This window comes from Rhodococcus maanshanensis NBRC 100610 (assembly GCF_001894865.1).
Taxonomy (GTDB): domain Bacteria; phylum Actinomycetota; class Actinomycetes; order Mycobacteriales; family Mycobacteriaceae; genus Rhodococcus_G; species Rhodococcus_G maanshanensis.
In genome coordinates this window covers 47,144-73,045 of record NZ_BCXA01000002.1, presented here as the reverse complement: position 1 = coordinate 73,045, position 25,902 = coordinate 47,144, and the positions used below count along the sequence as shown (strand labels likewise).

The 25,902-nt window shown below is 68.3% G+C and carries 26 protein-coding genes and 1 tRNA gene; 11 read left to right on the top strand and 16 right to left on the bottom strand.

Features of this window, described 5'->3' with window-relative positions:
- Positions 1-35: 35 nt before the first annotated feature.
- On the bottom strand, positions 36-1,418 hold the full coding sequence (locus RM1_RS00575; protein WP_072749523.1) for a cystathionine beta-synthase: 1,383 nt from the start codon (positions 1,416-1,418) through the stop codon (positions 36-38).
- 175 nt (positions 1,419-1,593) lie between these two features.
- Between RM1_RS00575 and RM1_RS00570 the strand changes: the two genes are divergently transcribed.
- Both RM1_RS00570 and RM1_RS00565 read left to right on the top strand, forming a co-directional pair.
- The gene (locus tag RM1_RS00570; RefSeq protein WP_083576447.1) at positions 1,594-2,652 is read left to right on the top strand and encodes an SGNH/GDSL hydrolase family protein; all 1,059 of its coding nucleotides are present in this window, start codon (positions 1,594-1,596) and stop codon (positions 2,650-2,652) included.
- A 63-nt stretch (positions 2,653-2,715) separates the two neighbouring features.
- Complete coding sequence (locus tag RM1_RS00565) at positions 2,716-3,933, top strand: acetyl-CoA C-acetyltransferase (protein WP_072749522.1); 1,218 nt, start codon at positions 2,716-2,718, stop codon at positions 3,931-3,933.
- A 76-nt stretch (positions 3,934-4,009) separates the two neighbouring features.
- Here the strand turns inward: RM1_RS00565 and RM1_RS00560 are convergent, their stop codons facing one another.
- Together RM1_RS00560 and RM1_RS00555 are read right to left on the bottom strand one after the other, a co-directional pair.
- On the bottom strand, positions 4,010-4,879 hold the full coding sequence (locus RM1_RS00560) for a hypothetical protein (protein WP_092667783.1): 870 nt from the start codon (positions 4,877-4,879) through the stop codon (positions 4,010-4,012).
- Positions 4,880-5,035: 156 nt separating this feature from the next.
- Complete coding sequence (locus RM1_RS00555) at positions 5,036-5,887, bottom strand: Bax inhibitor-1/YccA family protein (RefSeq protein ID WP_072749521.1); 852 nt, start codon at positions 5,885-5,887, stop codon at positions 5,036-5,038.
- A 248-nt stretch (positions 5,888-6,135) separates the two neighbouring features.
- On the opposite strand from RM1_RS00555, the gene RM1_RS00550 reads away from it, so the two are divergent.
- On the top strand, positions 6,136-6,477 hold the full coding sequence (locus RM1_RS00550) for a hypothetical protein (RefSeq protein ID WP_072749520.1): 342 nt from the start codon (positions 6,136-6,138) through the stop codon (positions 6,475-6,477).
- 12 nt (positions 6,478-6,489) lie between these two features.
- On the opposite strand, the gene RM1_RS00545 is transcribed toward RM1_RS00550, so the two are convergent.
- Positions 6,490-7,626 carry a class I SAM-dependent methyltransferase gene (locus RM1_RS00545; protein ID WP_072749519.1) on the bottom strand — a complete coding sequence of 379 codons (1,137 nt, stop codon included), beginning with the start codon at positions 7,624-7,626 and terminating at the stop codon, positions 6,490-6,492.
- 168 nt (positions 7,627-7,794) lie between these two features.
- On the opposite strand from RM1_RS00545, the gene RM1_RS00540 reads away from it, so the two are divergent.
- Positions 7,795-9,207, top strand: a complete 1,413-nt coding sequence (locus RM1_RS00540; protein ID WP_072749518.1) for a WS/DGAT/MGAT family O-acyltransferase — start codon at positions 7,795-7,797, stop codon at positions 9,205-9,207.
- Between the two features lie 88 nt (positions 9,208-9,295).
- Here the strand turns inward: RM1_RS00540 and RM1_RS00535 are convergent, their stop codons facing one another.
- Entirely contained in the window at positions 9,296-10,018 is a 723-nt protein-coding gene (locus RM1_RS00535; protein WP_072749517.1) for a M23 family metallopeptidase, read from the bottom strand.
- Positions 10,019-10,547: 529 nt separating this feature from the next.
- Between RM1_RS00535 and RM1_RS00530 the strand changes: the two genes are divergently transcribed.
- Positions 10,548-11,936: a wax ester/triacylglycerol synthase domain-containing protein gene (locus RM1_RS00530; protein WP_072749516.1), complete on the top strand. Its 1,389-nt coding sequence runs from the start codon at positions 10,548-10,550 to the stop codon at positions 11,934-11,936.
- A 174-nt stretch (positions 11,937-12,110) separates the two neighbouring features.
- Positions 12,111-12,377 carry a hypothetical protein gene (locus RM1_RS00525; RefSeq protein ID WP_143069424.1) on the top strand — a complete coding sequence of 89 codons (267 nt, stop codon included), beginning with the start codon at positions 12,111-12,113 and terminating at the stop codon, positions 12,375-12,377.
- 1 nt (position 12,378) lies between these two features.
- On the opposite strand, the gene RM1_RS00520 is transcribed toward RM1_RS00525, so the two are convergent.
- Positions 12,379-12,861 (bottom strand): decarboxylase, encoded by a 483-nt coding sequence (locus tag RM1_RS00520; protein WP_174562885.1) that lies wholly within the window; start codon positions 12,859-12,861, stop codon positions 12,379-12,381.
- Between the two features lie 291 nt (positions 12,862-13,152).
- Here RM1_RS00520 and RM1_RS26965 point away from each other — a divergent pair, with 291 nt between their 5' ends.
- The 3 genes from RM1_RS26965 to RM1_RS00510 all read left to right on the top strand — a co-directional run bounded on the left by RM1_RS26965 (position 13,153) and on the right by RM1_RS00510 (position 14,112).
- The gene (locus RM1_RS26965; protein ID WP_269321344.1) at positions 13,153-13,275 is read left to right on the top strand and encodes a hypothetical protein; all 123 of its coding nucleotides are present in this window, start codon (positions 13,153-13,155) and stop codon (positions 13,273-13,275) included.
- Positions 13,276-13,329: 54 nt separating this feature from the next.
- Complete coding sequence (locus tag RM1_RS00515) at positions 13,330-13,701, top strand: hypothetical protein (RefSeq protein WP_143069423.1); 372 nt, start codon at positions 13,330-13,332, stop codon at positions 13,699-13,701.
- 222 nt (positions 13,702-13,923) lie between these two features.
- Positions 13,924-14,112, top strand: coding sequence for a hypothetical protein (locus RM1_RS00510; protein ID WP_072749512.1), 189 nt, complete (start codon positions 13,924-13,926; stop codon positions 14,110-14,112).
- Positions 14,113-14,649: 537 nt separating this feature from the next.
- On the opposite strand, the gene RM1_RS00505 is transcribed toward RM1_RS00510, so the two are convergent.
- On the bottom strand, positions 14,650-15,213 hold the full coding sequence (locus RM1_RS00505) for a hemerythrin domain-containing protein (RefSeq protein ID WP_072749666.1): 564 nt from the start codon (positions 15,211-15,213) through the stop codon (positions 14,650-14,652).
- Between the two features lie 509 nt (positions 15,214-15,722).
- Between RM1_RS00505 and RM1_RS00500 the strand changes: the two genes are divergently transcribed.
- Both RM1_RS00500 and RM1_RS26025 read left to right on the top strand, forming a co-directional pair.
- Positions 15,723-15,929 (top strand): hypothetical protein, encoded by a 207-nt coding sequence (locus RM1_RS00500; protein ID WP_072749511.1) that lies wholly within the window; start codon positions 15,723-15,725, stop codon positions 15,927-15,929.
- Between the two features lie 62 nt (positions 15,930-15,991).
- Positions 15,992-16,342 carry a hypothetical protein gene (locus tag RM1_RS26025; protein ID WP_143069422.1) on the top strand — a complete coding sequence of 117 codons (351 nt, stop codon included), beginning with the start codon at positions 15,992-15,994 and terminating at the stop codon, positions 16,340-16,342.
- 155 nt (positions 16,343-16,497) lie between these two features.
- Here RM1_RS26025 and RM1_RS00495 read toward each other — a convergent pair.
- From RM1_RS00495 to RM1_RS00455, 9 genes are all read right to left on the bottom strand, one after another.
- Positions 16,498-16,571 (bottom strand) — tRNA-Leu (locus RM1_RS00495).
- Positions 16,572-16,721: 150 nt separating this feature from the next.
- Positions 16,722-17,543, bottom strand: a complete 822-nt coding sequence (locus tag RM1_RS00490; RefSeq protein ID WP_072749510.1) for a M23 family metallopeptidase — start codon at positions 17,541-17,543, stop codon at positions 16,722-16,724.
- A gap of 371 nt (positions 17,544-17,914) precedes the next feature.
- Entirely contained in the window at positions 17,915-18,859 is a 945-nt protein-coding gene (locus RM1_RS00485; RefSeq protein WP_072749509.1) for a Ppx/GppA phosphatase family protein, read from the bottom strand.
- Complete coding sequence (locus RM1_RS00480) at positions 18,856-19,413, bottom strand: DUF501 domain-containing protein (protein WP_027501071.1); 558 nt, start codon at positions 19,411-19,413, stop codon at positions 18,856-18,858. The genes RM1_RS00485 and RM1_RS00480 overlap by 4 nt, the downstream gene beginning before the upstream one ends.
- Positions 19,410-20,144, bottom strand: coding sequence for a septum formation initiator family protein (locus RM1_RS00475; protein WP_072749508.1), 735 nt, complete (start codon positions 20,142-20,144; stop codon positions 19,410-19,412). The genes RM1_RS00480 and RM1_RS00475 overlap by 4 nt, the downstream gene beginning before the upstream one ends.
- A 22-nt stretch (positions 20,145-20,166) precedes the next feature.
- Positions 20,167-21,462 carry a phosphopyruvate hydratase gene (gene eno / locus RM1_RS00470; protein WP_072749507.1) on the bottom strand — a complete coding sequence of 432 codons (1,296 nt, stop codon included), beginning with the start codon at positions 21,460-21,462 and terminating at the stop codon, positions 20,167-20,169.
- 102 nt (positions 21,463-21,564) lie between these two features.
- A complete protein-coding gene (locus tag RM1_RS00465; RefSeq protein WP_083576432.1) occupies positions 21,565-22,311 on the bottom strand; it encodes a lytic transglycosylase domain-containing protein in 747 nt (248 codons plus the stop codon).
- 44 nt (positions 22,312-22,355) lie between these two features.
- Positions 22,356-23,909, bottom strand: coding sequence for a sugar transferase (locus tag RM1_RS00460; protein WP_083576431.1), 1,554 nt, complete (start codon positions 23,907-23,909; stop codon positions 22,356-22,358).
- A gap of 132 nt (positions 23,910-24,041) precedes the next feature.
- Positions 24,042-25,901, bottom strand: coding sequence for a putative bifunctional diguanylate cyclase/phosphodiesterase (locus RM1_RS00455; RefSeq protein WP_072749506.1), 1,860 nt, complete (start codon positions 25,899-25,901; stop codon positions 24,042-24,044).
- Position 25,902: the final 1 nt, after the last annotated feature.

Here is a 25,902-nt window from a genome sequence, read left to right as displayed (position 1 = left end):
CCTAACGGCTCCTGGCGGGGCGGGCTCGGATCGAGCTATCCCCCGGCACTGAGGAATCCGAGCAGGTCGTGCCGGGTGATGACGCCGACGGGCTTGCCGTCGTCGACCACCATCAGCGCATCCGAGTCGCCGAGTGCCTTGGTCGCGGCGCTCACCGGCTCGCCCGAGCCGATCAGCGGGAACGGCGGGCTCATGTGCTTGGCGACCGGATCGGCGAGCTGCGCCCGCCCCTCGAACACCGCCGAGAGCAGGTCCCGCTCGGTGACGCTGCCCGCGACCTCGCCCGCCATCACCGGCGGCTCGGCACCGACGACCGGCATCTGCGAGACGCCGTACTCGCGCAGGATCTCGATCGCGTCGCGCAGCGTCTCCGACGGATGCGTGTGCACCAGGTCGGGCAGCTCGCCCGACTTGCCCCGCAGCACGTCGCCGACCGTCGGCTCGTGGACCTTGCCGTCCAGCGGGGTACGCAGGAAGCCGTACGAGGCCATCCACTTGTCGTTGAAGATCTTCGAGAGGTACCCGCGGCCGCCGTCGGGCAGCAGCACGACGATCACCGCGTCGGGCTCGCGCTCGGCGACCCGCAGCGCGGCCACAACGGCCATGCCGCAGGAGCCGCCGACCAGCAGGCCCTCCTCGCGGGCGAGGCGCCGCGTCATCTCGAACGAGTCCGCATCGGAGACCGCGATGATCTCGTCGGGGATCGAGGGGTCGTAGGCGGTGGGCCAGAAGTCCTCGCCGACGCCCTCGACCAGGTACGGCCGCCCGGTGCCGCCCGAGTACACCGAGCCCTCCGGGTCCGCGCCGATGATCTTGACCTTGCCGCCGGAGACCTCCTTGAGGTAGCGGCCGGTGCCCGTGATCGTGCCGCCGGTGCCGACGCCCGCCACGAAGTGGGTGATCTTGCCCTCGGTGTCCCGCCAGATCTCGGGGCCCGTGGTCTCGTAGTGGCTCTCCGGCCCGCCCGGGTTGGAGTACTGGTTCGGCTTCCAGCCGCCGGGCAGTTCCCGCGCCAGCCGGTCGGAGACGTTGTAGTAGCTGTCCGGGTGCTCCGGTGCCACCGCGGTCGGGCACACCACGACCTCGGCGCCGTACGCCTTGAGAACGTTGCGCTTGTCCTCGCTGACCTTGTCCGGGCAGACGAAGACGCACTTGTAGCCGCGCTGCTGCGCGACCAGCGCCAGCCCGATGCCGGTGTTGCCCGACGTCGGCTCGACGATGGTCCCGCCGGGCTTCAGCTCGCCGGACGCCTCGGCGGCGTCGATCATCTTGACCGCGATCCGGTCCTTGGAGCTGCCGCCCGGGTTGAGGTACTCGATCTTGGCGGCCACCAGTCCCGAGCCGGGCTCGACCACCGAGTTCAGCTTGACCAGCGGAGTATTTCCGATGAGGTCGACGACATGATCCGCGATGCGCATGCCTACATGGTCCCAGAGCGCGCCGCGGGGGCAACACCAGGTCCCTTCTCGAGGGTCGCTCCTCCGGCTCCGCTCTTGATGTCTGCGGGCGCTCGCGCGCCGACCCCACGCCGCGCGGGCTTTCGCACTAGATTTGTGGCCGGTAGCACTCGCGACGAGCGGAGGGGTGGATCCGGTGCCCACCAGCGGATGGAAAACGGCCGCGAAAGCAAGCGCGGCCGCGGTCGTCGCGGGATCCTCGGCAGGCACCGCCTCGTGGGCGCTCTACAACTACCTGATGGGCCAGGCCACCGCCGCGCGCGGGGTGATCGGCCGCAACGTCGCCAAACCGCCGGAGGCCGACGGCATCTACACCGCCGGGTGCGAGGCCCCAGAGCGCTGGCGGCTGGGCGCCGAGTTCGACATCCACCTGATGATCTTCGGCGACTCGACCGCGGCCGGGGTCGGCTGCGCGGTCGCCGACGAGGTACCGGGGGTGCTGCTGGCCCGCGGCCTCGCCGAGGAGACGGGCAAGCGGATCTGGTTGTCCACCAAGGCGATCGGCGGCGCCACCTCGAAGGGACTCAAGGGTCAGGTCGATGCCATGTTCATCGCGGGCCCACCACCGGACGCGGCGGTGATCCTGGTCGGCGCCAACGACGTCACGGCCAAGAACTCGGTCCACGCCTCGGCCCGGCGCCTCGGCGACGCGGTGGCACGGCTCCGCAAGGCCGGCGCGGTTGTGGTCGTCGGCACCTGTCCGGACCTGGGGGTGGTCACCGCGATCCCGCAGCCGCTGCGATCGGTGGTGCGCGAGTGGGGCCACCGGCTGGCCCGGGCGCAGGCCGCCGCGGTGCTACGAGCGGGCGGCCACCCCGTCGCGCTTGCCGACCTGCTCGCGCCGGAGTTCCTTGCCGCCCCGGACACCATGTTCTCCGCCGATCACTTCCATCCCTCCGCGGCCGGATACGAGCTCGCGGCCCAGCAGTTGCTGCCCGTCCTCGCCACCGCGCTCGGGGAATGGGAGGGCGGTCCGCTGCCCGAGCTGCCCGAGGTCTCCGAGGCCGCCGAGTCGCGCCGGGCCGTCGCCCGGATCACCGAGGCCGCCAACCGGTTCCTGTGGCGCCGGGACACCGAGCGCCGGGCCAGCCGGGGCGAGCCCGGAACCGATCAGGTGGCCCCGGAACCGACCTCAGGAGTGCTCAAGATCGTCGATGACCGACGGCGTCGTCAGCGCGCCGCGAGCGCCACGTAACGTCTGAGACAAATCGTCCAGTCACGCGTCGACCACGACGCACCGAAACACAAGGAGTTCTCCATGCCTGAGGCAGTCATTGTCTCCGCCGTGCGCTCGCCCATCGGCCGCGCCGGAAAGGGTTCCCTCAAGGACATCCGTCCGGACGATCTGGCCGCCCAGATGGTCGCCGCGGCCCTCGCGAAGATCCCGGAGCTGGACCCCACCGAGATCGACGACCTGATCATGGGTTGTGGCCAGCCGGGCGGACAGTCCGGCTACAACATCGCCAAGGTCGTCGCCACCACGCTCGGCTACGACTTCCTGCCCGGCGTGACGGTCAACCGTTACTGCTCCTCCTCGCTGCAGACCACCCGGATGGCCATGCACGCCATCCGCGCGGGTGAGGGCGACGTGTTCATCTCCGCCGGCGTCGAGTCCGTCTCCAGCTTCGCCACCGGCAGCGCCGACGGCTGGCCGGGCACGAAGAACGCCCTGTACGCCGACGCGCAGGCCCGCACCGAGCTGGCCACCCAGGGCGGCATCGCGTGGAAGGACCCCCGCGAGGACGGCCTGACCCCCGACATCTACATCTCGATGGGCCAGACCGCGGAGAACGTCGCCTCGCTGACCGGCATCAGCCGCGAGGACCAGGACCGCTGGGGCGTGCGCAGCCAGAACCGCGCGGAGGAGGCCATCAACCGCGGCTTCTTCGCCAACGAGATCACCCCGGTCACCCTCGCCGACGGCACCGTCGTGTCCACCGACGACGGCCCGCGCGCCGGCACCAGCTACGACAAGATCAGCCAGCTCAAGCCGGTGTTCCGTCCCGACGGCACCGTCACCGCCGGTAACGCCTGCCCGCTCAACGACGGCGCTGCCGCGCTCGTCATCATGAGCGACACCAAGGCGAAGGCCCTCGGCCTGACCCCGCTGGCGCGCGTTGTCGCCACCGCCGCGACCGGCCTGTCCCCCGAGATCATGGGCCTCGGCCCGATCGAGGCCGTCAAGAAGGCCCTCGGCTACGCGAAGATGACCACCTCGGACATCGACCTGTACGAGATCAACGAGGCGTTCGCGGTGCAGGTGCTCGGCTCCGCCCGCGCGCTCGACCTGGACGAGGACAAGATCAACGTCTCGGGCGGCGCGATCGCCCTTGGCCACCCGTTCGGTATGACCGGCGCCCGCATCACCAACACCCTGCTCAACAACCTGCGTGAGCAGGACAAGACCTTCGGCGTCGAGACCATGTGCGTCGGCGGCGGCCAGGGCATGGCGATGGTGCTCGAGCGCCTGAGCTAGTTCTTCTGCACCACCGCGAACGGGCGGTTTCCTGAGCATCGGTCGAGAGGCCTGCCGGGAAACCGCCCGTTCGTCGTCATACGGGCGCACCCGCTGCGCAGAGCCCGGCACGAACCCGCCGGACCAGCTCGTGCGGCCGGTCATACAGCAGCTCCGCACCGACCCTGATCACCTTCCAGCCGAGTGCCTCGATCCGAGCCGAGCGTTCGATGTCCCAGGCCCGCTGACGACGATCGGTCCAATGATGTTCGCCGTCGTACTCGACGAGGACCGACCACTCCCTCCAGCCCATGTCCGAACACGCGAACCTCCAACCGTCGCTCCCGAGGATCGGGATCTGTGTCTCCGGCCTCGGCAGACCCGCGTCGACGATCACCAGTCGGGTACGGGTTTCGGGCGGCGACTCCGCGCCGCCGTCCACGTCTTCGAGAACCGAGCGCAACCGGATGAGTCCACGCGCGCGTGGATGCTGCTCCGCGAGCCGGCTCATCTCGACGGGCTTGAGTCCCGTCGCGCCGCACAGCGCATCCAACGCGACGATCGCGGGGATTCGTGACAGGCGCCTGCCCAGATCGAAGCCCGCACGTGCAACCGTGGCCACCCGGATACCGTCGACGACGGTGATCTCGTCGGAAGTGAGTCGGCAGTTGTGGACGATGAGGTTCCGTGTCGACCGATGATGCCCGACGCGGATCACCTCCGCCGGTTCGCTCGCGTCGATCCACTTGGACCCATGCAGAGCCGCGGCCGAGAAGCCGGTCAGGATCGCGGACGGCCCGGCAAAGAGCCACGCTGCCCGCGCGCGCACCGCTGCCGTGACCGGGGTTCGCTTGCTCAGATAGACACCCTGGTAGAGGCGCACGAAATCGTGGTAGAGCTGGTGCTCCGTGAGCGCACCCATCGCGACTGCGCGCGACCCGAGGAACGGCGCATCGAAGTGATCCACCGCACCAGCATCGTCGCCCCGGCGGCCCGCGACGGCTCGAAATCCCTGGGATGTGGATGAACGAGAACGTATCCACAACGCCGAACGGGCGGTTTCCTGAACATCCGTCGAGTGACGGAGCAGGAAACCGCCCGTTCGTGGTCAGGCGTGCGGTGACTAGTCGCTGTTGAAGTAGCTCAGCAGCCGCAGGATCTCGACGTACAGCCACACCAGGGTGACGGTGAGGCCGAACGCGACGCCCCAGGCCGCCTTCTCCGGCGCCTGGGCGCGGATCAGCTGGTCGGCCGCGTCGAAGTCGAGCAGGAAGCTGAACGCCGCGATGCCGATGCAGACGAGGCTGAAGACGATCGCGAGTCCGCCGCCGTCGCGCAGGCCGAGCCCGCCCGGGGTGAAGAAGCTGGCGATCAGGTTGCCGAGCGAGAGCACCACGATGCCGATGAGGGCGCCGATGATCATCCGGGTCAGCCGCGGGGTGACGCGGATGGCGCCGGTCTTGTAGACCACGAGCATGCCGAAGAACACACCGAAGGTGCCGAGCACCGCCTGGGCGATGAGGGTGGAGCCGCCGGTGCCACCGAACGTGATGTCGGTGAACATGAACGACAGCGCGCCGAGGAAGACGCCTTCCGCCGCCGCGTAGGCCAGCACGATCGCCGGGTTGTCCATCTTGCGGCCGAAGGTGGCGACCAGCACCAGGACGAGCCCGATGAGTCCGCCGCCGATCACGAACGGGGCCGCGAGGTCCACGTTCGAGTTGACGAGCACGTAGGAGATGATCGCCGCGACCGTCAGCACCCCGAGCGTGATGCCCGTCTTGGTGACGACGTCGTCGATGGTCATGGCCCGCTGAGCAGGACCGGTCGTGTACGGCTCGGCCTGCGTGTACTGCGGCTGGCCGAACTGCTGTGTCATCTGCCCCGCGCCTGCCGCGGCAGAACCGAACGAGGCGTATCCGCTGCCCTCCTGCTTGGGGAGGTTGCGGAACACCGGGTTGCTGGTGGTGCGCACCGTGCGTGTCCCTTCTTTAGGTGGATCCCTTGGGGATCCTGCCGTGCCGCTGTGGCCCGACCGCGACGGGATATCCCGTTCTGTTGGTAAAACGTCTCACATGTGACAGTAAGTTCCCGGCGCTTCGAACCAAACGCCTCCCCCCGCCGTGACAGTGAGGACTCTACCGGGCCGAGATCGCGCCCGCCTCGCACAAAAACGAGGTTCACCTGGCACGACAATGCTCCCAACGGTGGCATCATTGACTCATGAGCACCGAGGACGGTCCGGGCCAGACGCTCAGCGCCAGCGAGTCGGTCGACTCGGACGAGGTTCGCAACGACGACGGTGACGATGTCGTGGACGCCCCCGATCATTGGAGCGAGGCCGATCGCTTCGGGACCACCGCTGCCGAGGCCGCCGCGGGCGAGACCCTCGACGAACGGCTCGCCGAGGAAGAGCCCGACACCCCGCTCGACGAGGACGGGCCGGACCCGGGCGATCCCGAGTCCGTTCAGGCCGAGGTGGTCGACGGCGTCATCATCGAGGACCTCGGCATCACCCGCGACCAGTTCGACGGTGACCCGATCGGCGGCGGGCCAGTCAAGTAGCCGGCAGAAGCGTCACAGGCCCTTCACCGATCGGGTGACGGTGAACTTCGGGTTCCGCCCGATCAGTTCGGTGGGGCCGACCGACTTCCTGAGCGCACCGCGGTAGCCCAGGTGCGAGTTGTAGACGGTCCACAGCTCGCCCCCCTCACGCAGCACCCGGCCCGCGGCGCGGAACATCGACAGCGCCGCCCCGGTGTGGACGGCCGCACCCACGTGAAACGGCGGGTTGCACACGATCAGGTCGGCGGTGCCGTCGCCGAGCGTGGACATGGCGTCGTCCCGCAGGGCGGTCACCCGGTCGCCGACCCCGTTCGCGTGCGCGGTCGCCGCCGTCGACGCGACCGCGGCGGCGGACTGATCGGTCGCGATCACCCGTAGGTCGGCGCGGGCGCGAGCCAGCTCCACGGCGAGAATCCCTGTGCCGCAACCGAGGTCGACCGCCGATCGCGCATCCGGATTCATCCGGGGCAGGTAGTCGAGCAGGAATCGGGTTCCGATGTCGAGCTTGGTGCCCGCGAACGCGGCCCCGTGCGCGACCACCTCCAGGTCGAGCTCGGCCAGGTGCTCGCGCAGCGGGTAGGTCGGCTCCGCGGGCGGATCGAGCGGGCCGCGGGCGACGAGCACCCTGGACTTCTGCCTGCCACGGGTGGCATGGACGTCGCCGAAGCTGCGGGCGAGCACCTCGTTCATCGCGGGGGTGATGTGCTTGTCGCGGCCACCCGCGTAGATCACCACCTCCGGGTGGGCGTGTCGGGCGACGGCCTCGGCGATCTCGGCGAGGGCGGCCAGGCTGCGCGGTAGCTGGACCAGCACCACCCGCGCACCGGAGAGCAGGGACGCGTCGAGCCCGCAGGACCGGTAGGCGACGCTCAGGCCCTCGCGCTCGGCGTTGTGTGACAGTGCGAGCTCGCCGGTGATCGGGTCCTGGTGCACCCGGACGTCGGTGGCGCCGAAGCCCGCGATCGCCCCGAGGGTGAGGGCGCCGTAACGGTCACCGATCACCGCGACCGTTGCGTTCGCCGCGCCCAGCAGCGCCGCGCCCGCCTCGTCGAGGATCAGCCGATCCGCGCCGTCGACGGCGAACAGGTTCGGCGCCTCCACGTCGGGGAACCGACGCAGTCGGGAGAGGAGTTCTTCGGGGACCGGCACTGCTCGATTGTTCCAGGTCCCGGCCGCGACATGGACGAGCGACCACCTCGTCCGTCGGTCCTACGACTGGACACTTGACAAGTAGCGGGGCGATTCACGAACGGGTACAACAAATTCGACAGAATCCACCCGACCGGGGCAGCGGTCGAGAACCCAGGAGGGCCGCCCATGCCGCTGTCTATGTCTCCCGCCGACTCGATGTGGCTGCTGGCAGAATCGCGCGAACACCCCATGCACGTCGGTGGGCTGCAGTTGTTCGAGCCCCCGGAGGGCGGCGACGCCGCGACCGTGCGAGCGTTGTTCGATACTGCCCTATCGAACGACACTGCTGCACAAAGGTTTCGGCAGCGGGCGACGCGCTCGTGGTCATCGCTCGGACAGTGGGAATGGGAGGAGGACCGCGGATTCGACCTCGGATATCACGTACGCCACGACGCCCTGCCGCAACCCGGCGGCATGCGCGAACTGCTCGACCTGTGCTCACAACTGCACGCGGCACCCCTGGACCGGCACCGTCCGCTCTGGGAGATGCACCTGATCGAGGGCCTGAACGACGGCCGATTCGCGGTGTACACGAAGTTCCACCACGCGTTCGCCGACGGGGTTTCGGCGATGCGATTGCTTGCCCGGTCGCTGAGCGAGGACCCGACGGACCGGGCGATGCCCGCCGTCTGGGACATGGCGAACCCGGAGCCGGAGCGCCCCGCAGCGGAGGAACCGGCCGCCGAGACCGGCGACAACGGCGGCATCCTCGGACTGCCCGTCGCCGCGGTCCGCGGGGCCGCGACGTTGCTCGAAGGGGCGGCCGGGCTCGGCTCCGCGCTGGCGGGCACCGTGGCCCGCGCGCTCCGTGAACAGGGCGGCTCGCTGTCCTTCGCGGCCCCGAACACGGTCCTCAACGTGCCGATCGCCGGGGCGCGGCGCTACGCCGCGCAGTCCTGGCCGATCGAGCGACTCCGCCTGATCGCCAAAGCGTCCGACGCCACCGTCAACGACGTCGTGCTCGCGATGTGCTCCGGCGGCCTGCGCACGTATCTGCTGTCGCAGGAGGCCCTGCCCGAGGTCCCGCTGATCGCCGCAGTGCCGGTGTCGCTGCGCGGCGGCCCCGACGAAAGCCCGGCGGGCAACTCTTTCGGCGTGCTGATGTGCAACCTCGCGACCCACTCCGCCGACCCGGCGCAGCGGCTCGAGACCGTGCGAGCGTCGATGCTCGAGGGCAAGGAGTCGCTGACCGGCAAGCGCCCGTCGCAGATCCTCGCGATGAGTGCGGTCGGGATGGTCCCGGCGGCGCTGCACGTGGTCGCGGGTAGCAGCGGGGCGGTCCGCCCGCCGTTCAATGTCGTGATCTCCAACGTTCCCGGGCCCACCACGCCGCTGTACTGGAACGGGGCCCGGCTCGACGGGCTGTACCCGATCGCGTTCCCGCAGGACGGACAGGCCCTGAACATCACCTGCACCAGCTCCGACGACGCGATCGCGTTCGGGCTGACCGGGTGCAGGCGGGCGCTGCCGGACCTCGATGCGATCCTCGGCCACCTCGACGCCGAACTACAGGCGCTCGAGACCGCCGTCGGCATCTGAGACACCGAACGCGCGGGGCGTGGGCAGCGCCGTCGTCCGACAGCGTGCCCACGCCCCGCGCGTGGAGGTCTTCAGCCTCGGCTGACGCCTAGGCGGCCGGGGCGCTGCCCCAGGTCACCGCGACGCCGTTGGCCGCCAGCCACTCGCTCGGGTCCAGCTGGACACCGTTCGCGTCCCACACCTCGAAGTGCAGGTGCGGTCCGGTGGACTGACCGCGGTTGCCGACGGTCGCGATCTGCTGACCGGCCTCGACGCGCTGGCCGACGTTGACGGTGTACTCGTTGACGTGGCCGTAGACGGTGACGGTGCCGTCGTCGTGACGCACGCGGACCCACAGCCCGAAGCCGGAGGCCGGGCCGGCGGAGATGACCTCACCGTTGGCCGCGGACATGATCGGGGTACCGAGGTTGGCACCGATGTCGATGCCGCCGTGATGCGAGCCCCAGCGAGCGCCGTAGCCGGAGGTCATGACGCCGCTGACGGGCTGAACGGTGCGAGCCTTGAACGGAGCGGCCGACCCGCCGGGGTTGAGCGCGCGGAGCTGGTCGTTGACCCACTGCTGCGCGCCGGTGATCTCGGGCAGCGGGGCGGGTGCGGCGGGGGCTCCCTGAGGAAGCAGTTCCTGCGGAAGCTGGAAGGGCACTGCGGCGAAGGCCTGGTGGTCGATCGGAGCGGCGGTCGCGGTGGCGGATCCGAGCTGCATGCCTCCGACCAGGATCGCGCCGGTCGCGACGGCGACCGTGGCGCCCTTCAGGCGACGCGCGGTGGTGATCGAGCTGGAACGATTGAACGTCCTGCGGAGAGTTCCCACAGTCTTTACCTCATCTTCGTTGGCTTCTTGGTCGCACCTTTTGGGCCGTGCAACCTCGGACCCCCACAACGAAGGTAACGAAACGATATCGATACGTCCAACGTGATCGAATCTTTATCTAAATACGATCTTGATCCGACGAACGGCGGCTACCGCACCGCGACGGGCGCCCGGCCCGCCGGGCGCGACATGGCACCCCACCTGCGGCAAGTCGCCGGCGACGCCCGACGAACGGGCGGAAATAGGTGGTCAGGCACAGAAACCCGCGCGAGACGGTTTTAATAACGACGAGATAACAAACCGGCCGGTTTTGTGTCGATCATGGGCCACACCATCCCGAATCCGGACGCCGAGCGGCCGCGAAATCCGAGTGACCGACGTCACCAAATCCGCCCTGCCCAGTTCGCCCGAATCGAGCCATCGGGGTGCTATGTGCCCCGCGGCCCGAAGAGGGGCCGACATAGGAGCCACGCCAAACCGGGCGATACGTTTATCGTCCGGGGGGACGTTTCGGTCCGAAGGGGGCGCCATGATCCAGATCGATCCACGCGACGCGATCTTCGCGTACGTCGAGACGCCGTCGACGGCTCAGACCACCGTCTCGGCGTACGCCTTCGGCTCGGGCGGGCACCCCCGCCCGAGCCGGGACGAGCTCCTGCGGTGGATCACGCAACGGGCCTGCCGGATCGGGGTCCTGCGCCAGCGCATGATCCGGGTTCCGTTCGACCTCGACCACCCGTACTGGGCCGAGGATCCCGCGTTCGCGGCCGAGGACCACGTCACCTTCCACGACGGACGGGGCTGGGAAGACCTGCGAACGCTGCTGGTCGACATCCAGCGGAGGCCGCTGAATCCGACGCGACCCCTGTGGGAGGCCCACGTCGCCACCGGGGTCGACGGCGTCGACGGGATCGCGGGTCCCGCCACCGTGGTGGCCATCAAGATGCACCATTCGATGGCGGACGGCGGCCTCGGCGCCCGGATCGCCCGACAACTGTTCACCGAGACCCTGCCGACCGACGAGCGCCCGGCCGCGGCGGACCCGATTCCGTCCGGTTTCTCGATGGCCGCGACCGCGGTCGCGGCCATTCCCCGGAATCTCTGCCTGCTCGCAGGCGCCGTTCCCCGGGCGAGACGGATCCAGCAATTGAGGCGGGCGGAGCGCGCGCAGGGGATGTACGAGACCCCGGCCGCGCTGCGCCCGCGCACCGTGCTCAACCAACCCCTCGGCCCGGAACGCGTCTACAACGCCGTGTTCTTCTCGGTCCCCGAGCTGAAGGCGATGCGGAGTGCGGTCGGCGGCGTGACCCTCAACGATCTGATGCTCACGATCGTCGGCGCGACCATGCACAGATATCTGTGCGAGGTCGGCGACCCGCCGGCCGGATCGCTGGGTGCCTGCGTCCCGGTATCGACGCGCGACGACATCGAGGCGGCATCCCGGAATCGGTTCGTCACCATCGCCGTTGACCTGCACACCGACCTCCCCGACCTCGTCGAGCGCGTCGGCGCGATCCACCGCTCGGTGCTCGCCGACAAGGTCCGCAAGACCAGCCCAGGCGAGACGCAGTCCGATGCGCTCGCCAATTCGCTCCCGGGATTCGTGGTGCGGAACGCCCTGCGCGTGCTCGGCGCGCTCCCGGCCCGGCCGTCGACGACCATCCAGCTCGCCAACACCCTCGTCACCAACGTGCCCAAGGGCCCCGCCGACCTGGTGCTCTGCGGATCCCCCGTGGCCGCGAACTTCGGGTTGGCCCCACTCATCGGCCTCGCCGGCGTGGCGCACACGGTCAGCTCGGTTGGCGATTCGCTGGCGGTCAACATCATCGCGGACCCACGGCAGCTGCGCGACGACCGTCGCTACGCCGAGTTGCTGCTCGAGTCCTTCGAGGAACTGAAGGCCGCCGTCTACTCCTGAGCCCGCTGCTCGCCGTTCCTGTTCCATACGAAGGTCGCGGTGGCGCCGTCCGGCAGCGAGTAGGTGACCTGGCGGCCCGACTCGGTGATTCGCCCGAACCCGTGAAAGTCGGCCGGGCATCGCCCTGTAGTGCGACACTTGCCAGCTCGTTCTCCCGTCACCACAATGGCCGCCGTGCGCGCAAGAATCGCTGACCCCTCTTTTCAGTGGGCGGCCCTCGAATCCTGGATCCTCGACTGGGATGTGTCGGCGGAACCCGACGCGGTCGTGCTCGGGAAGTGGGAGGCCGGCCTCGCGGAGTCGGCGACCCGGATCGACGCGGGCGTGGTGTGGTGTCCGCGCCGGGGCGTCGTGATCGCTCCCACCGGGTACTCCGACAAGCGGGTCACCGATCTGTTGCGCCAGTCCACCGCCGCCTTCGCCGGCATCGACGAGCCCTGAGCTAGTCGCCGACCGTCGCTCGCCCCCGCAGCGCCGCGGCGAGTCGGTCGGCCGACGAACTCTCGTGGATGTCGGGCCTGGTCATCAACGTGACGCTCGGGCGAGGGAATCGGTATGTCGCGCACGCCGAATCGAGCGCATCGTCCAACGCGTCGAGCAGCTCGACCTCCTGCCCGGCGGGAAGCTCCGCCACCTCGATCACCAGCTCCGAGAGGATCAACCCGTGGTCGCGGCGGACCTCCTCCATCAGCGAGATCATCAGGTCGACCGTGGCGCCGATGCCGCGAGAGGCGACGACCTCACCCCACAGGGTGTAGCAGAGCCCCACCAGCGTCAGGTTCGGCTGCGCGATCACGCCGGAGAGCTCGCGCTCGATCGCGCGCCGCGTCACCGAATCGGCCTGCTGAGGTACGTGGACCAGCGTGTTCTGTTTCGGTTGCTGCCGTGTCAGGCCGTGATGACGTCGAGGCAGATGAAGGGTCATTCGAGACCTCCTTCTCGTGCCGAAACCCGACAGGGCAACGGCGAAGTCCCTGCCTCCAGGTCTACCGCTCCAAGGCCCCGACGGGGCCGACCTTGACGCCGCCCTGACGCACACACCGCCGACCTTGACGCCCTTCGCACGCGGGCCGCCGTACGGGCTCATGCAGCGCGAGAACGCGTTTCACCTCGACAGATACCAAACGGTCCTTTGGTGGCCATCGGGTGTGACGTGGAATACGGTTGCCTTCGCCGCCTCACTCCGGAGGCATGCCAACCAGGGAGACCGTCGCCAATGGCATCGCACGTAGCACCCCGCATCAAGTCGGCTGCAATTCGCGTCGTCGCAGCAGCCGCCCTCGCGACCGGCCTGGCCGTCGCCGCCGTCAAGCGATACGGCCTGCCCGCGATGCGCTGATTTCCACAGCGGTTGTCCACAGCCTGCCCACGAGGGCGCCGATACGATCGAACCGTGTTCGGGATACCCATGGCGGTGGCCCGATTCAACTACCGGCTCGCGCGTCTTCCGTTACAGCTGATCGAGGACGTTGGCGTGACACGACTGCGCGAAGGTGCGGCCATCCGACTGGCGTACGAGCGGATGCTGATCTATTGCGACCGTGCCGCCGCATATGTACTGCATGACGGCTCCGCTGCCATGCGGGCCCGCGATCTGCGCGCGCAAACCAACCCGGCCCGGATCGCCCTGGTGCTCGAACAACGTCAGGCCGAACAACAGGAGCAGGACAAGGACGTGGCCGAGGTGCATCTGCTCCGCGGGCACCGCGCCAAGTTCGTGCACCGCCATCAGGCATACCTCGGTGAGTCCCCGCCGAGCCCCTGACGCAGGGCGGCACCGATCGGCACACCGGTTCACATCTGGCGAACCGCCCAGTTTGGTACGCGCGAGTAACGACTTCTTACGTCTACGGTTGGCTCGCGCCACCATCCCTCGATGACCGGCGTAGGCCCCGCCGACAAATCCCCCTGCGTCGGTGGGGCCGCCTGTTGTCTCCCGTCAGACCCCAATCACTGACGGGCACAAGCAGTCCCGAGGAGATGGCCAATGAAGATTCCGGTGTGGATCGGCACACCTGTGGTGCTCGCACTGGCGACCACCGACGCAGCCTTGATCCTTCAGTCCCGCGCCGTTGGCGCCTTGACGCGGGCTGTGATGCGCCAGATGTTCATCGCCACCCCGGGCGAAGGGTCCAGTCCCACGGGCAAGGCGAACGACATCTTCCGGTCGGCATAACCGCCGACCCGAGACCAGGACACCCCGCGGCGCACGGACGGATCTGCCGGGGCTCAGGAGCTGCCGCTGCGGGATCGAACACGGGCCCTGCCGGTGTGCGCTCCAGCAGGGCTCGTGTTCGAGGTCGTCAACTCCACGCAGTGCGACGACCTCTGGTGGGCACGCGCGGCCCAGGGGCCAAGTGCGCCGTGCATGCGTAGTTCGCGGACTGAACGACGGGATCTACCCCCTACTCATGCCAGACGGTCGGCGGTATTCGGGATGGCGGATCCTGGCCCGCACCACAATCGCACTACCGATGCCGGCAGCCAACAGCAGAATCAGTTCCAGCACGTTGACGTGCACCGCTTCACCTAATCTTCGGATGGTCGCGCCACACCGCTGCCGCTGATGACCTCCTTCTCATCTGATCAGCCGACGGTGGAGGCTCACAGATATCACTCGTGGGAGTACCCAAGCTGTCGCCGTGGCCCGACCCTCCGGCCCGTTCAGCACGGGCGACTTGGCCACGTCCGGTGCGCGATCGTCGAGGCGTCATCACTTGTGGGGGCTGTCGATGGCATCGCGCGCACGATCGAGCATCGCGGCAAACGGGCCGACGAGTAGGTTCTCCGCCTTCGACTCGACACCGGGATGTGGCCGTGTGGGCGCAACTGCTTCGGCCAGCTCGACTGAATTGGTCATGCGGGCGAGCTCTGCGTCCGTAAGGGACTTGCGCAGGCGTTCGAACTCCTCGTTCTCTTCATGCTCGGCGTGCTCGAGGACCGCGGCCTGCAGCTCGGTGATCTTGCGTGTGAATTCATCGGAGTCAACATCGAGCGTCTCGAGCTCGGCCAACGCCACCTTCGCTTCGTGCTCTTCCTCCAGCCTGTCCTCGATCAGCGGTTCGCCGTTGTCGAGTTCACGCCGAGCGCGAGGGTGAATGACCTCTTCCTCCGCCGTTTCGTGGATGGCGAGGAGACGTCGCAGCTCGAAGAACGACTGCTCGCGGGCCTTCCCCGAGCGAGCCAGGACCGTTTCGAACAGTGCCTTGATCTGTTCATGCTGGCCGACCAGGAACTGGATCACGTCATCTGTCGATCGGATCGGGGTGGCAGTCATGTTCATGCCTTTCGTGTCGAGTGCGGTTGACACCACCTCGGCTACCCGACGAATGTAAGGCCGAAACTCGACGCGCCCAGGACCAATCGTCCATGTCGCACTTGCCGGAGCGCGGCATTCGGCGGGGCTCGCCTCATGGGCGAGGCCGTCGACGCCCGTGACGTACGCCGGCGGCCTCTCGAAAGCGCGCACGACCGAAGGGTTAACGCCGCGCACGCGTGGCCCAGCAACCAGGCTGCGCCTCCCCGCCCGCCCGTGGGGCCTTCTTGCTGAGAGTTCGCTGAGTATCGAAGCGCGCCCCGATCGGGGCCGCCTATCGTTCTGACTCGCCGCACCGGTTCCCATCCAGCGGCGGAGGCCTCGCTGCCCGCCGGGAAGGGCGGCGAGGCCTTTCTCATGCCGACCTGAAGCGCCTTCTCATCTGCCTGCTTGATGCCGCACAGTGGCGTAGATGCGTTGAGCCACAAGGCCTACGCATCCAGCGCGTATTCTGAGACAAGGAGGCCAACATGCGAGTGCTAGAGGGCCTGCTCAATGTGGTCCTCGGGATCGTCACAGCACTGCTCGGCTCGGTACTAGGAATCCTCGCGGCCGTGCTCTGGCTCGTCGGTGCGGTGCTGTGCGTGACGCTCATCCTGATCCCGCTAGGCATCCCAGTCATGAAACTCGCAGGCCGCCTCTTCTCCCTCGCCAGAGAACTCATGCATCTTCCCTGACCGAAGGGTTGGAGATGCCGCGACCGAGGTTTCCTGGTGCACCAGCGGGGTACGCCCATCAGATGCGCAAACTGTGGTTGAGACTGATTATCGGGGCCAGTGCCGGAGCGGCTGTCGGAGTCACCGTCGTGCTCGCACGTCGCCGAGGGATCACGACGAAGGCCATACACGCGACGGAAGGCCCGATCAAGGAACACACACCGCACATACATCCGGCTGAGATCACCGCCAACGTTCGAGAGAACCTGCCGCAACAAGTCAAGAGAACCGCCTCCAGGCTCGCCGCGTCACCGGCAGGTGAGGCAACGCGCCACGCTGGTCAGGTGGTCGCCGAAACTGCCCGGCATGTGGAAGAACGCGCCGAGAAGTTCGCCAAGGACCACGCCCACCGAGACGGCCACCATACCGACTAGGTCGATCCGGACCGTCCGCCGATCGCAGCCGCCCGGGTCACCGCCGGATCCGCGCGACCGGCCGCTTGAGGGCGGCGGGGGCAGTTTCGAAGAGCCGAGCTCCTCCGGGCTCGCGGATGTAACAGACACCATCCACGACAAGGGTCTCGTCCCAGTGCCCCCAGTCGGACTCGAACCGACACTCGGCGGATTTTAAGTCCGCTGCCTCTGCCAATTGGGCTATGGGGGCAGCGACTGCCAACACCACGGCAGCCGCAACCGGTCCTACCGCGGGAAACGGTCGAACTGGACACGTGGATGCTAGCTGCCCGCCATCCCGGGCGACGCATTTCGCGTGCGCCATCTCAAAGCCGGTGTTCAGCCTCACGAACAGCCGAGGCTATTGAGACCAGGTCGGCGAAACCCCACGCTCCAGGAGCCACTGTGCAGGGTCGATCTTCTGCCCGTCGGGATTGTGCACCTCGAAATGCAGGTGCGGTCCGGTCGACTGGCCACGATTTCCAACGGTTGCGATCTGCTGACCGGCGGCCACCTGCTGGCCGACGTCGACCAGGAACTCGTTGATGTGGCCGTATACCGTGGTCGTTCCATCGTCTTCCTGAACACGCACCCACAGCCCGAAGCCAGAGGCCGGGCCCGCGGAAATGACCGTGCCATCTGTGGCCGCCTGAATCGGGGTTCCGATCGGCGCCGCGATGTCGATTCCTCCGTGCAGCGTCCCCCAGCGCTGCCCGAAAGGAGATGTCAGCGTGCCCGACGCCGGTTGCACAGTTCGCGCCAAAATCGGATTGTTCGACGGAGGCGCGCCAAGCTGATCTTGCGCCCATTGCTGAACGCCCGCGAGACCGGGCACCTCGATCGACGGCGCCGCGGGATCCTGTGGGGGCGGGGCGACTTGTGGCACCACGTCCGCCGGCGGCGCCTGGAGCGCCGGGGGGACCGGAACGACGGCAGGCGCCTGGTGGACCGGGGAAAGCTGAACGCCCGCCGGCACCAGCGCATCGGGAATCTCGATCGGCGGCAATCCGGGAATCCGGATCGGAACTGCCGTCGCGTTGGCGACACCGAGATGCATGCTTCCGACCAGCATCGCGCCCGTCGCAGCTGCAACCGTGACGACCTTGACCGGACCCCTACCGGCAGGCGTGCGGTGACGGCCCCGGACAGATGCCTTGGCTTGCGCGACATCTTTGCCCTGCACAGCGACCTTGGCCTGGGTGGCGACTTCAACGGAAACCGCGACGTTCCGCAAGCAATGGCGGCCGTACAGGGCACCTACATCGGGGCCGCCGGCATCCGGCGCGCGGTGCCGACCTGACCCGGGATGTGGATCAAGGGTGAAGTTCGAACGAGTGTCCGTCCCGTGGTGATTGCCCACAGCACTACCTTCTTTTCGTTGGCTGGGCCGCTCCTGTGGCGCGAACCCTCGGGCCCCCGTGACGAAGGTAACAAAACTGCATCAATCTCGAACACTGTTATGGAATCTTTATCAAGATCTTTCTTCCCAACACGCACAGGCTGAGGTATTGACGCCGCCTTTGCGTACAGGTATGCGCGGGCTCTCCCCGAGCGCTACAGGATCGACAGCGCGATACCGTCGAGGATGTCGTGCTCGCTGACCACGAGTTCGGTGATCCCAGCCCGGCGCGCGAGCTCATCGGCCAGGACGTCGGAGACGATCGCTCCCCCACCGATGACGTCGACCCGACCCGGGTGCATCGGCCCGAGGGCAGCCCGCTGGTCATGGGTCATGTGCACGAGCGAATCGTTCACCTCGTGCAGCCGCGGCAGCGTCATCCGCGACAGGTGCACCTTCTCGGCGTCGTAGTGCGGCAGCTCCAGCGCGACCGCGGCGATGGTGGTCATCGTGCCGGCCACGCCGACCCAGGTGTTGGCCTGCTCCACCGGCACCAGGTCGAAGGCCTCGGTGAGCTTCGCCAACGCGAACTCGCGCGCCTGCGCGATCTGCTCGGCCGTCGGCGGGTCGTCGTGCAGGCAGCGCTCGGTGATCCGCACGCAGCCGATGTCGGTCGAGTGGGCCGCGTGCACCCCGTCTCCGTCACCGAGAACCACCTCGGTGGATCCGCCGCCGAGATCGACGACAACGAAAGGACCTGCGGCAGGATCGAGTTCGCCGACGGCGCCCGCGAAGGACAGCCGTGCCTCCTCGTCGCCGGAGATCACCTCCGCCTCTGCTCCCTCGATCACAGCACCGAGGACCTCCCTGGTCATCGCGAAGAAGTCCTCGCGGTTGGAGGCGTCCCTTGTCGCCGACGTCGCGACCATCCGGACCGCGGTCGCGCCGGTCTCGCGGATCATGTCCGCGTACTCCTGCAGCGCTACCCTGGTGCGCTCGATGGCCTCGGGTGCGAACGCGCCGGTCGCGTCTACACCCTGCCCGAGGCGCACGACCCGCATCTCGCGCCGGACGTCGTGCAGGCGTCCCTCAGCGTCGGCGTCCGCGATCAGCAGGCGGATCGAGTTGGTGCCACAGTCGACGGCGGCGACCCTGGTCATTCGTCGTCCCCGGTCTCACCCGGTCCCTGGTAGACGGGCCAGTCCGCCGGGATGGCGGTGCCGCGCAGCTTGCCCTGCGCGGCCAAGGCGACCGACTCGTCGCCGAGCGGGTTGAGCCCCGGACCCTTCGCCAGCGAATGCGCCATCAGCACGTGCAGGCACTTGACCCGGTCCGGCATGCCGCCGCCGGTGAAATCCGTTCCGAGCGAATCGATCTCGTTCCGCTCCGCGAGGTAGGACTCGTGCGCGCGGCGGTACGCCTGCGCCAGCTCCGGATCGCGCTCGAGGCGCTCGGTCATCTCGCGCATGACCCCGGCCGACTCCTGCCTGCTCGCCTCGGCGGTCAGACGCGGGTCGGTCAGGTAGTACAGCGTGGGGAACGGCGTGCCGTCCGGCAGCCGGGGCGCGGTCTTGACCACGCCGGGCGTGCCGTCGGGGGCCCGGTAGGCGATGGCGAGCACGCCGCGCGGATCGCGGCCGAGCTGCGCGGCCACCGCGGCCAGGTCCTCCTGGGACACCGCGGGGCGGGAAGTGCTGTCAGCCGGATCGGTCACCCGACGGGCCCTCCTTGATCGTGAGGAATGGTCATCGAACCCGCGCCGGAATCCGGTGCGGGCGGGGGCGGTCCCGGGACAGGCGGCGCGGGCGCCGCGCTCGGCTCCGGCTGCGGCTCCACGATGGGCCGCCACAGGTCGGTGAACCAGGGATCCGCGGTGCGCTTGCGCTCGCTGAGCTCCTCGGGCCTGGTCGCCACCTCGCCGGGCAGCTGCACCTGGAACGGCGTCTCGCCGGGCTTGACGTACTGCAGCCGCTCCCTCGCCTCGGCAGAGATGTACGCGGGGTCGTCGTTCTGCTGCTTCTGCCGGGTCAGCTGCTTGAGGTCGTCCTCGAGCTGCTCGCGCTGCGCGGCGACCCGATCCGCCTCGCTGCGCTGGGTGAGGTAGTTGCGCAGTGGGACGGCCAGGGTCAGCGCGAGCGCGCAGACCACCACCGCCAGCATCACCGCCTTGCCGGTGGAGAGCCCGAGGATGGTGCGTTCGGGCTTCTCCTCGCCCGAGGCGCCCGCCCGCGAACCCCGTGCGCGGATGGGCTTCTCGCTGGACGACTCGGGCTCGAACTCTGGCGCGGGCTTTCCGCTCGCCGCGGGACCGGAGCCTGGAGCCGACGCGGTAGGTCCGGTCGGGCGGCCGCGCGACGGGCGTCGCGCAGCCGACTCGTCGCGGGTGCGACGGGAGTCCCGACCGGCCGGGCTGCCGCCCGGACGTGACCTACCGCGTTGGCTCATAGGCTCAGTCCCGCTTCCGTTCTCAGCTCGCCGAGCCGTCGAAGGAGAAGCGCGGGAACGCGAGCTCGCCTGCGTAGCGGGCCGCGTCACCGAGGGCCTCCTCGATGCGGAGGAGCTGGTTGTACTTCGCGACGCGCTCGCTGCGGGCGGGGGCGCCGGTCTTGATCTGGCCGCTGCCGACGGCGACGGCGAGGTCGGCGATGGTGGTGTCCTCGGTCTCGCCCGAGCGGTGGCTCATCATCGTCTTGTAGCCGTTGCGGTGCGCCAGGTCGACGGCGTCCAGGGTCTCGGTCAGCGTGCCGATCTGGTTCACCTTCACCAGCAGCGCGTTCGCGGCGCCCTTGACGATGCCCTCTTCGAGGCGGTCCGGGTTGGTGACGAACAGGTCGTCGCCGACGAGCTGCAGCTTGTCACCGATCTGATCGGTGAGGGCGACCCAGCCCTCCCAGTCGTCCTCGTCCAGCGGATCCTCGATGGACACCAGCGGGTAGGCGGTCAGCAGCTCGGCGTAGAACGCGCCCATCTCGGCGGCGGTGCGGTTCTTGCCCTCGAACTTGTAGCCGGTGCCGTCGGTGTAGAACTCGGTTGCCGCCACGTCAAGGGCCAGGGCCACGTCGGTGCCCAGCTTCAGGCCGGTCTTCGCGATGGCCTCGCTGATCAGGTCGAGCGCCTCCTTGGTGCCCGCGACGTCGGGGGCGAAGCCGCCCTCGTCACCGAGACCGGTGGACAGGCCCTTGGCCTTGAGCACCGACTTGAGCGAGTGGTACACCTCGGTGCCCCAGCGCAGCGACTCCTTGAAGGTGGCGGCGCCGATCGGCGCGACCATGAACTCCTGGACATCGACGCCGGTGTCCGCGTGCGCGCCACCGTTGAGGATGTTCATCATCGGGACGGGCAGGACGTGCGCGTTCGGGCCGCCGACGTAGCGGAACAGCTCGAGGCCGGAGGACTCGGCGCCCGCGCGGGCGACGGCCAGCGACGCGCCGAGCAGGGCGTTGGCGCCGAGGCGGGACTTGTCCGGGGTGCCGTCGAGGTCCAGCAGGGCCTGGTCGACCACACGCTGCTCGGTGGCGTCGATGCCGATGATGGCCGGGGCGATCTCGCCGAGCACGGCCTCGACGGCCTTCTCGACGCCCTTGCCGCCGTAACGCTCGCCGCCGTCACGCAGCTCAACGGCCTCGTGCTCGCCGGTGGACGCTCCCGAGGGCACCGCGGCGCGCGCGAAGCTGCCGTCGTCGAGCAGCACCTCGACCTCCACCGTGGGGTTTCCCCGGGAATCGAGGATCTCGCGAGCTCCGACCTGCTCAATGATGGCCACGGATGGTTCTCCTTTTGGCGGCGTTTCCAGTAGACGATTTCGCTACATAGTGCCAGGTCTGAGCCTAACGGCAGCAACCGGCCGTGTCGTCGCGCCGCGCGGTCACGGCCGGGTCCCCACCGAGTACGCGGCCGCGCGGTCGCGAACATCGCTCAGGTACTCGCCGGACAGGTTGTAGGCCATCAGGGCCCGACGCCAGCCCTCCTCGGAGGTCAGGTCGCCGCCCCTGGCGCAGAGATACCGCGCCGCCGTCAGCGCCGCGTCGTCGATGTTGTCCGGGTTCGCAACCCCGTCGCCGTTGGCGTCGACGCCCCACCGCTTCCAGGTCTCGGGGATGAACTGCAGCGGACCCATCGCCCGGTCGTGCACGGGGTCGCCGTCCATCGCGCCGCCGTCGGTGTCCGGAATCTCGGCGACCCCCGGTCCCCCGTCGAGGGGTATCCCCCGGATCTGCGGGCTGACGTCGCCCCTCGGCGCGACGGAGGATCCGCGATAGGTGCCGTGCCTGCTCTCGACGCTCGCAATTCCCGCCACCGTCGTCCATCCGATGCCGCACTCGGGCCGGGACTGCGCCATCACCGCGGCCGCGTACCCGTAGGCCTCGAGCGCGGTGGCCGAGATGCCGAGCGCGTCGGTCTGGTCGGCGGCCCAGTCCCGCAGCTGATCCGCGGTGCGACCGGGTGCATTGATGTCGATCGGGGGCACGGGTGCACCGGGGCCCGGTGGGATGCCCTGCGGGATGGCGATCCTGGGTTCTCCGCTGCACCCAACCACCAGGGCGGCGCACGCCACAGCCACGGCCGCCGAGACCAGGAACGCGCTTCGTATTCGATACACCCCGTCCATCATCCAGATCGGCGGGCGCTTCCTCGCTCAGCGCTTGCCACACGGCGTCAGTAAGCCCCATCCGGCCGCAGTACCGCCCCCGCCGTCTTCCACAGGATCATGAAGTCCAGTGCGATCGACCAGTTCTCGACGTATCGCAGGTCCATCCGCACCGACTCGTCCCAGGGCAGGTCACTGCGACCACTGATCTGCCACAGGCCGGTCAGACCGGGTTTGACGAACATGCGGCGCCGAACACCGCCGTCGTCGTATCTCTCGAACTCGGAGACGAGTGGTGGCCGAGGTCCGACCAGCGACATCTGCCCCGCCACAACGTTGAGCAGTTGGGGCAGCTCGTCGAGCGAATATCTCCGGATGACCCGACCAACCCGGGTGACCCTCGGGTCCTCCCGGATCTTGAACAGCACACCGGCACCCTCGTCGGCCTTGGCGAGGTCGGCGAGCCTGTCTTCGGCGTCACGCACCATGCTGCGGAACTTGAACATCTCGAACCGCGTGCCTCCCCGGCCGACGCGGGTCTGTTTGAACAGTGCGGGACCCGGACTCGTCAGACGGATCGCGCACCCGATGGCCACCATCACCGGGGCGATCACGATCAGCAGCCCCAGCGCGAGCACCCGGTCCAACACCGTCTTGACGAACCATGCGGGCCGGGTGAAGTTCGGCGCGCTCAACTGCAACAACGGCATCCCGGAGACGGGGCGAATGTGTAGCCGCGGCCCCACGATGTCCATCAGGGCAGGCGCAATGAGCAGATCCGCCCCCGTCCCCTCCAGATCCCAGGCGAGCCGCTGGGTACGCATCGGCGACCAACCTGTCGACGGAAGTATCGCCACAGCCTCGTACCCGTGTAGGGCCACCAGGCCGATGATGTCGCGGTCGGTTCCGACGACGGGCACATCCTCGATCGCGAGCGGGAAACACTCGGCGTGATCGACATCGGCGAGGCACACCGCCTGGATCTCCCAGCCCGCGTGGGCAGCTCGACGGGTCCGCTTGATGAGTTCTTGAACCGAGTCGATGTCCCCGACGACCAGCACCGAGCGCAAGAACGCGCCGGATCGCCTGCCGTTGTGCAGCCACTTCCGCAGGACATACCGCCCGAACACGGACAGAACGGCGGCGAGGGGCAGTGCCCCGAACACCCACGACTGGCCCGCCGCCGTCCCCATCGCATATCCGACCAGCGCCAGCGCCGCGATCACGACCACATACGCGGAGCCGATCCGCCTGAACTCCTCCGCCCCGGAGCCGAGCACCCGCGGGTCCCATGCGTGCGCCATCGCCAACGCGATCAGCGCCGTCAGCGGAACAGCCAGTGCAACAGCGATGTTGGACGGCGATGAGAGCACCGAGTCGTTGTTGTAGATCAGCGTGACCACCGCATCGGCAGCCAGGAGGCTCAGGCAGTCGGAGGCAACGGCAGCGCGGCCGTAGCGGCGCTCCCAGTCCGGACGGACTGAGGCGGGAGTTGCGATCAGAGGGCCGCTGTGGCCCGCCTGTCTGGATCTTCGGGCGCACTCGGCGCACAGGACGTTCGCCGCTTCAACCGGCGGAGCAGATCCGAACTCTCTTTCTACGACTCTTTCGCATTCACACATGGGCAGGTCCAAACTCGAGGATCAGGCCGTTCACTCCCCAACTGGCCCGACCCCAAAAACATACTGCAGGTCCGTTATCATCCGCAATGGCGAACCCGTTCCTCTTTTCTGCCCAAAAAAAGGATGCCGAGTCTATTTCCGCACAGGGCCGGTGGCCGCCGCCAACCACGGCTGGATCGCCCCTGCACGGAGCAGGTCACCCGCCTGGTCGGCCGGCAGCGGATGACTGAACAGGAACCCCTGGGCTCGATAACACCCGAGCTCCAGGAGGGTTCGCGCGGCCGACACAGTTTCCACGCCCTCCGCCACCAGGTCGACGTCGAACGACTTCGCCAGGCTGACAATCGATTTGACGATGGCGAGATCGCCCCGACTGTGGCCTAGATCGCGGATGAACTCCTGATCGATCTTGAGAACATCGACCTTGAGCTGCTTGAGTTGCGCCAGCGCACTGAAGCCAGTGCCGAAGTCGTCGATGGCGACCCGGACACCCAGGTCGGACAGCCCACGCAGGGTCACCCGAGTTCGATCGAGATCGCTCACCATTGCGTTCTCGGTGATCTCCAGACACACGCTGTTGCCCGCGATCTCGTACTCCTCCAGGACCTGAGCGGTACCTTCGAGGAAGTCGAGGCCGACCAGTTGTGCAGGAGATACGTTGACCCTCAGGCACAGATCGAGGTCGGCGTTCTCGGATCGCCACTTCGCAAACTGACGGCAGGCCGTTCGAAATACCCAGGTCCCGAGCTCGGAGGCGAGGTTGGTCGACTCCGCGATCTCGATGAAGGAGGCCGGCAGCAACAGCCCGAGTGTCGGATGGTCCCATCGCACCAGCGCTTCGACCGCGAGCACCTTGCCGTCGCGCATGTCGACCTCCGGCTGATACACCAGGTGCAGGGAGTCGTCGTTGATCGACGTCCGGAGGCTCAGCTCGATGGCGGTGCGGATCTCGAACTCCGCCCGCATGTCCTCGTTGAACGTGGCGATGGCATTGCCCCCCTCCGCTTTTGCCGCCAACACGGCGTGATCCGCCTGCCACAGCAGATCCGCTCCCGAGCATTGACCCGGCATCCCGACCGCGATTCCGAAACTCGCACCGCGGCTCACCGACACGCTGCCGAGCCGGACGCCCTCGTTCACGATGCCGTTGATCTGCGCCGCCTTGACGCGGGCCGCCGCGAGGTCGACTTCCCCACCGAACACGATGACGAACTCGTCCCCGCCCAATCGGGCGAGGATGTCCCGACCATCCACGTACCTGCGTAACCGAGCGCTCACCTCGACGATGAAGGCATCGCCCGCGGTATGGCCCAGGAAGTCGTTGAGAGATTTGAGCCGATCCAGGTCGAAGAACAGGATCGCGACCGGTCCCGGCATCCCTCGCGCCATCCGGCGCTCCAAGCACTCCACCAGAACGCGCCGGTTCGCGAGGCCGGTCAGCTCGTCATGGTCGGCCGTATGCCGGATCTGCTCCTCGGCCCGCACCCGTTCCTGAACCTGCGTCAGCAGCGCCGCGATCGCCTTGAGCACGTTCACTTCCGCGGTACTCCACTCGCGGTCCCCGAACTTGACGAACCCCAACGTTCCTGTTGTCACCTCCCCCGACAAAAGCGGCACCGCGGCGAGGGTGACCTGCGGCACCCCCGTGCTCTCGGCCACCCGATCCTGATACCCCTCGCTGTCCTGCCCGGGATGTACGAATCCGACCTCTTTCAGGTGCTCCGCCCTGGCGAAGTCCGGGTCGGCGTCGGCGAAGTAGACGACGGCGAGCGGATCGGGATCGGGAACGAACGGCCGCTTCGGCCACTCGGCGACCAGGATCGTCGCGCCGATCTCGTGGTCGTTGCGCCGCAGGAAGCACACATCGAGTTCGAAGTAGTCGACCAGATCGTGAAGTACCTGCTCGGCCGAGGCCACCCACGTCCGGGCGTCGGTGGCGGTCAGCCGCGAAGCGACGGCGGTGACCAGTTCCTCCAGACTGTGCACAGACATG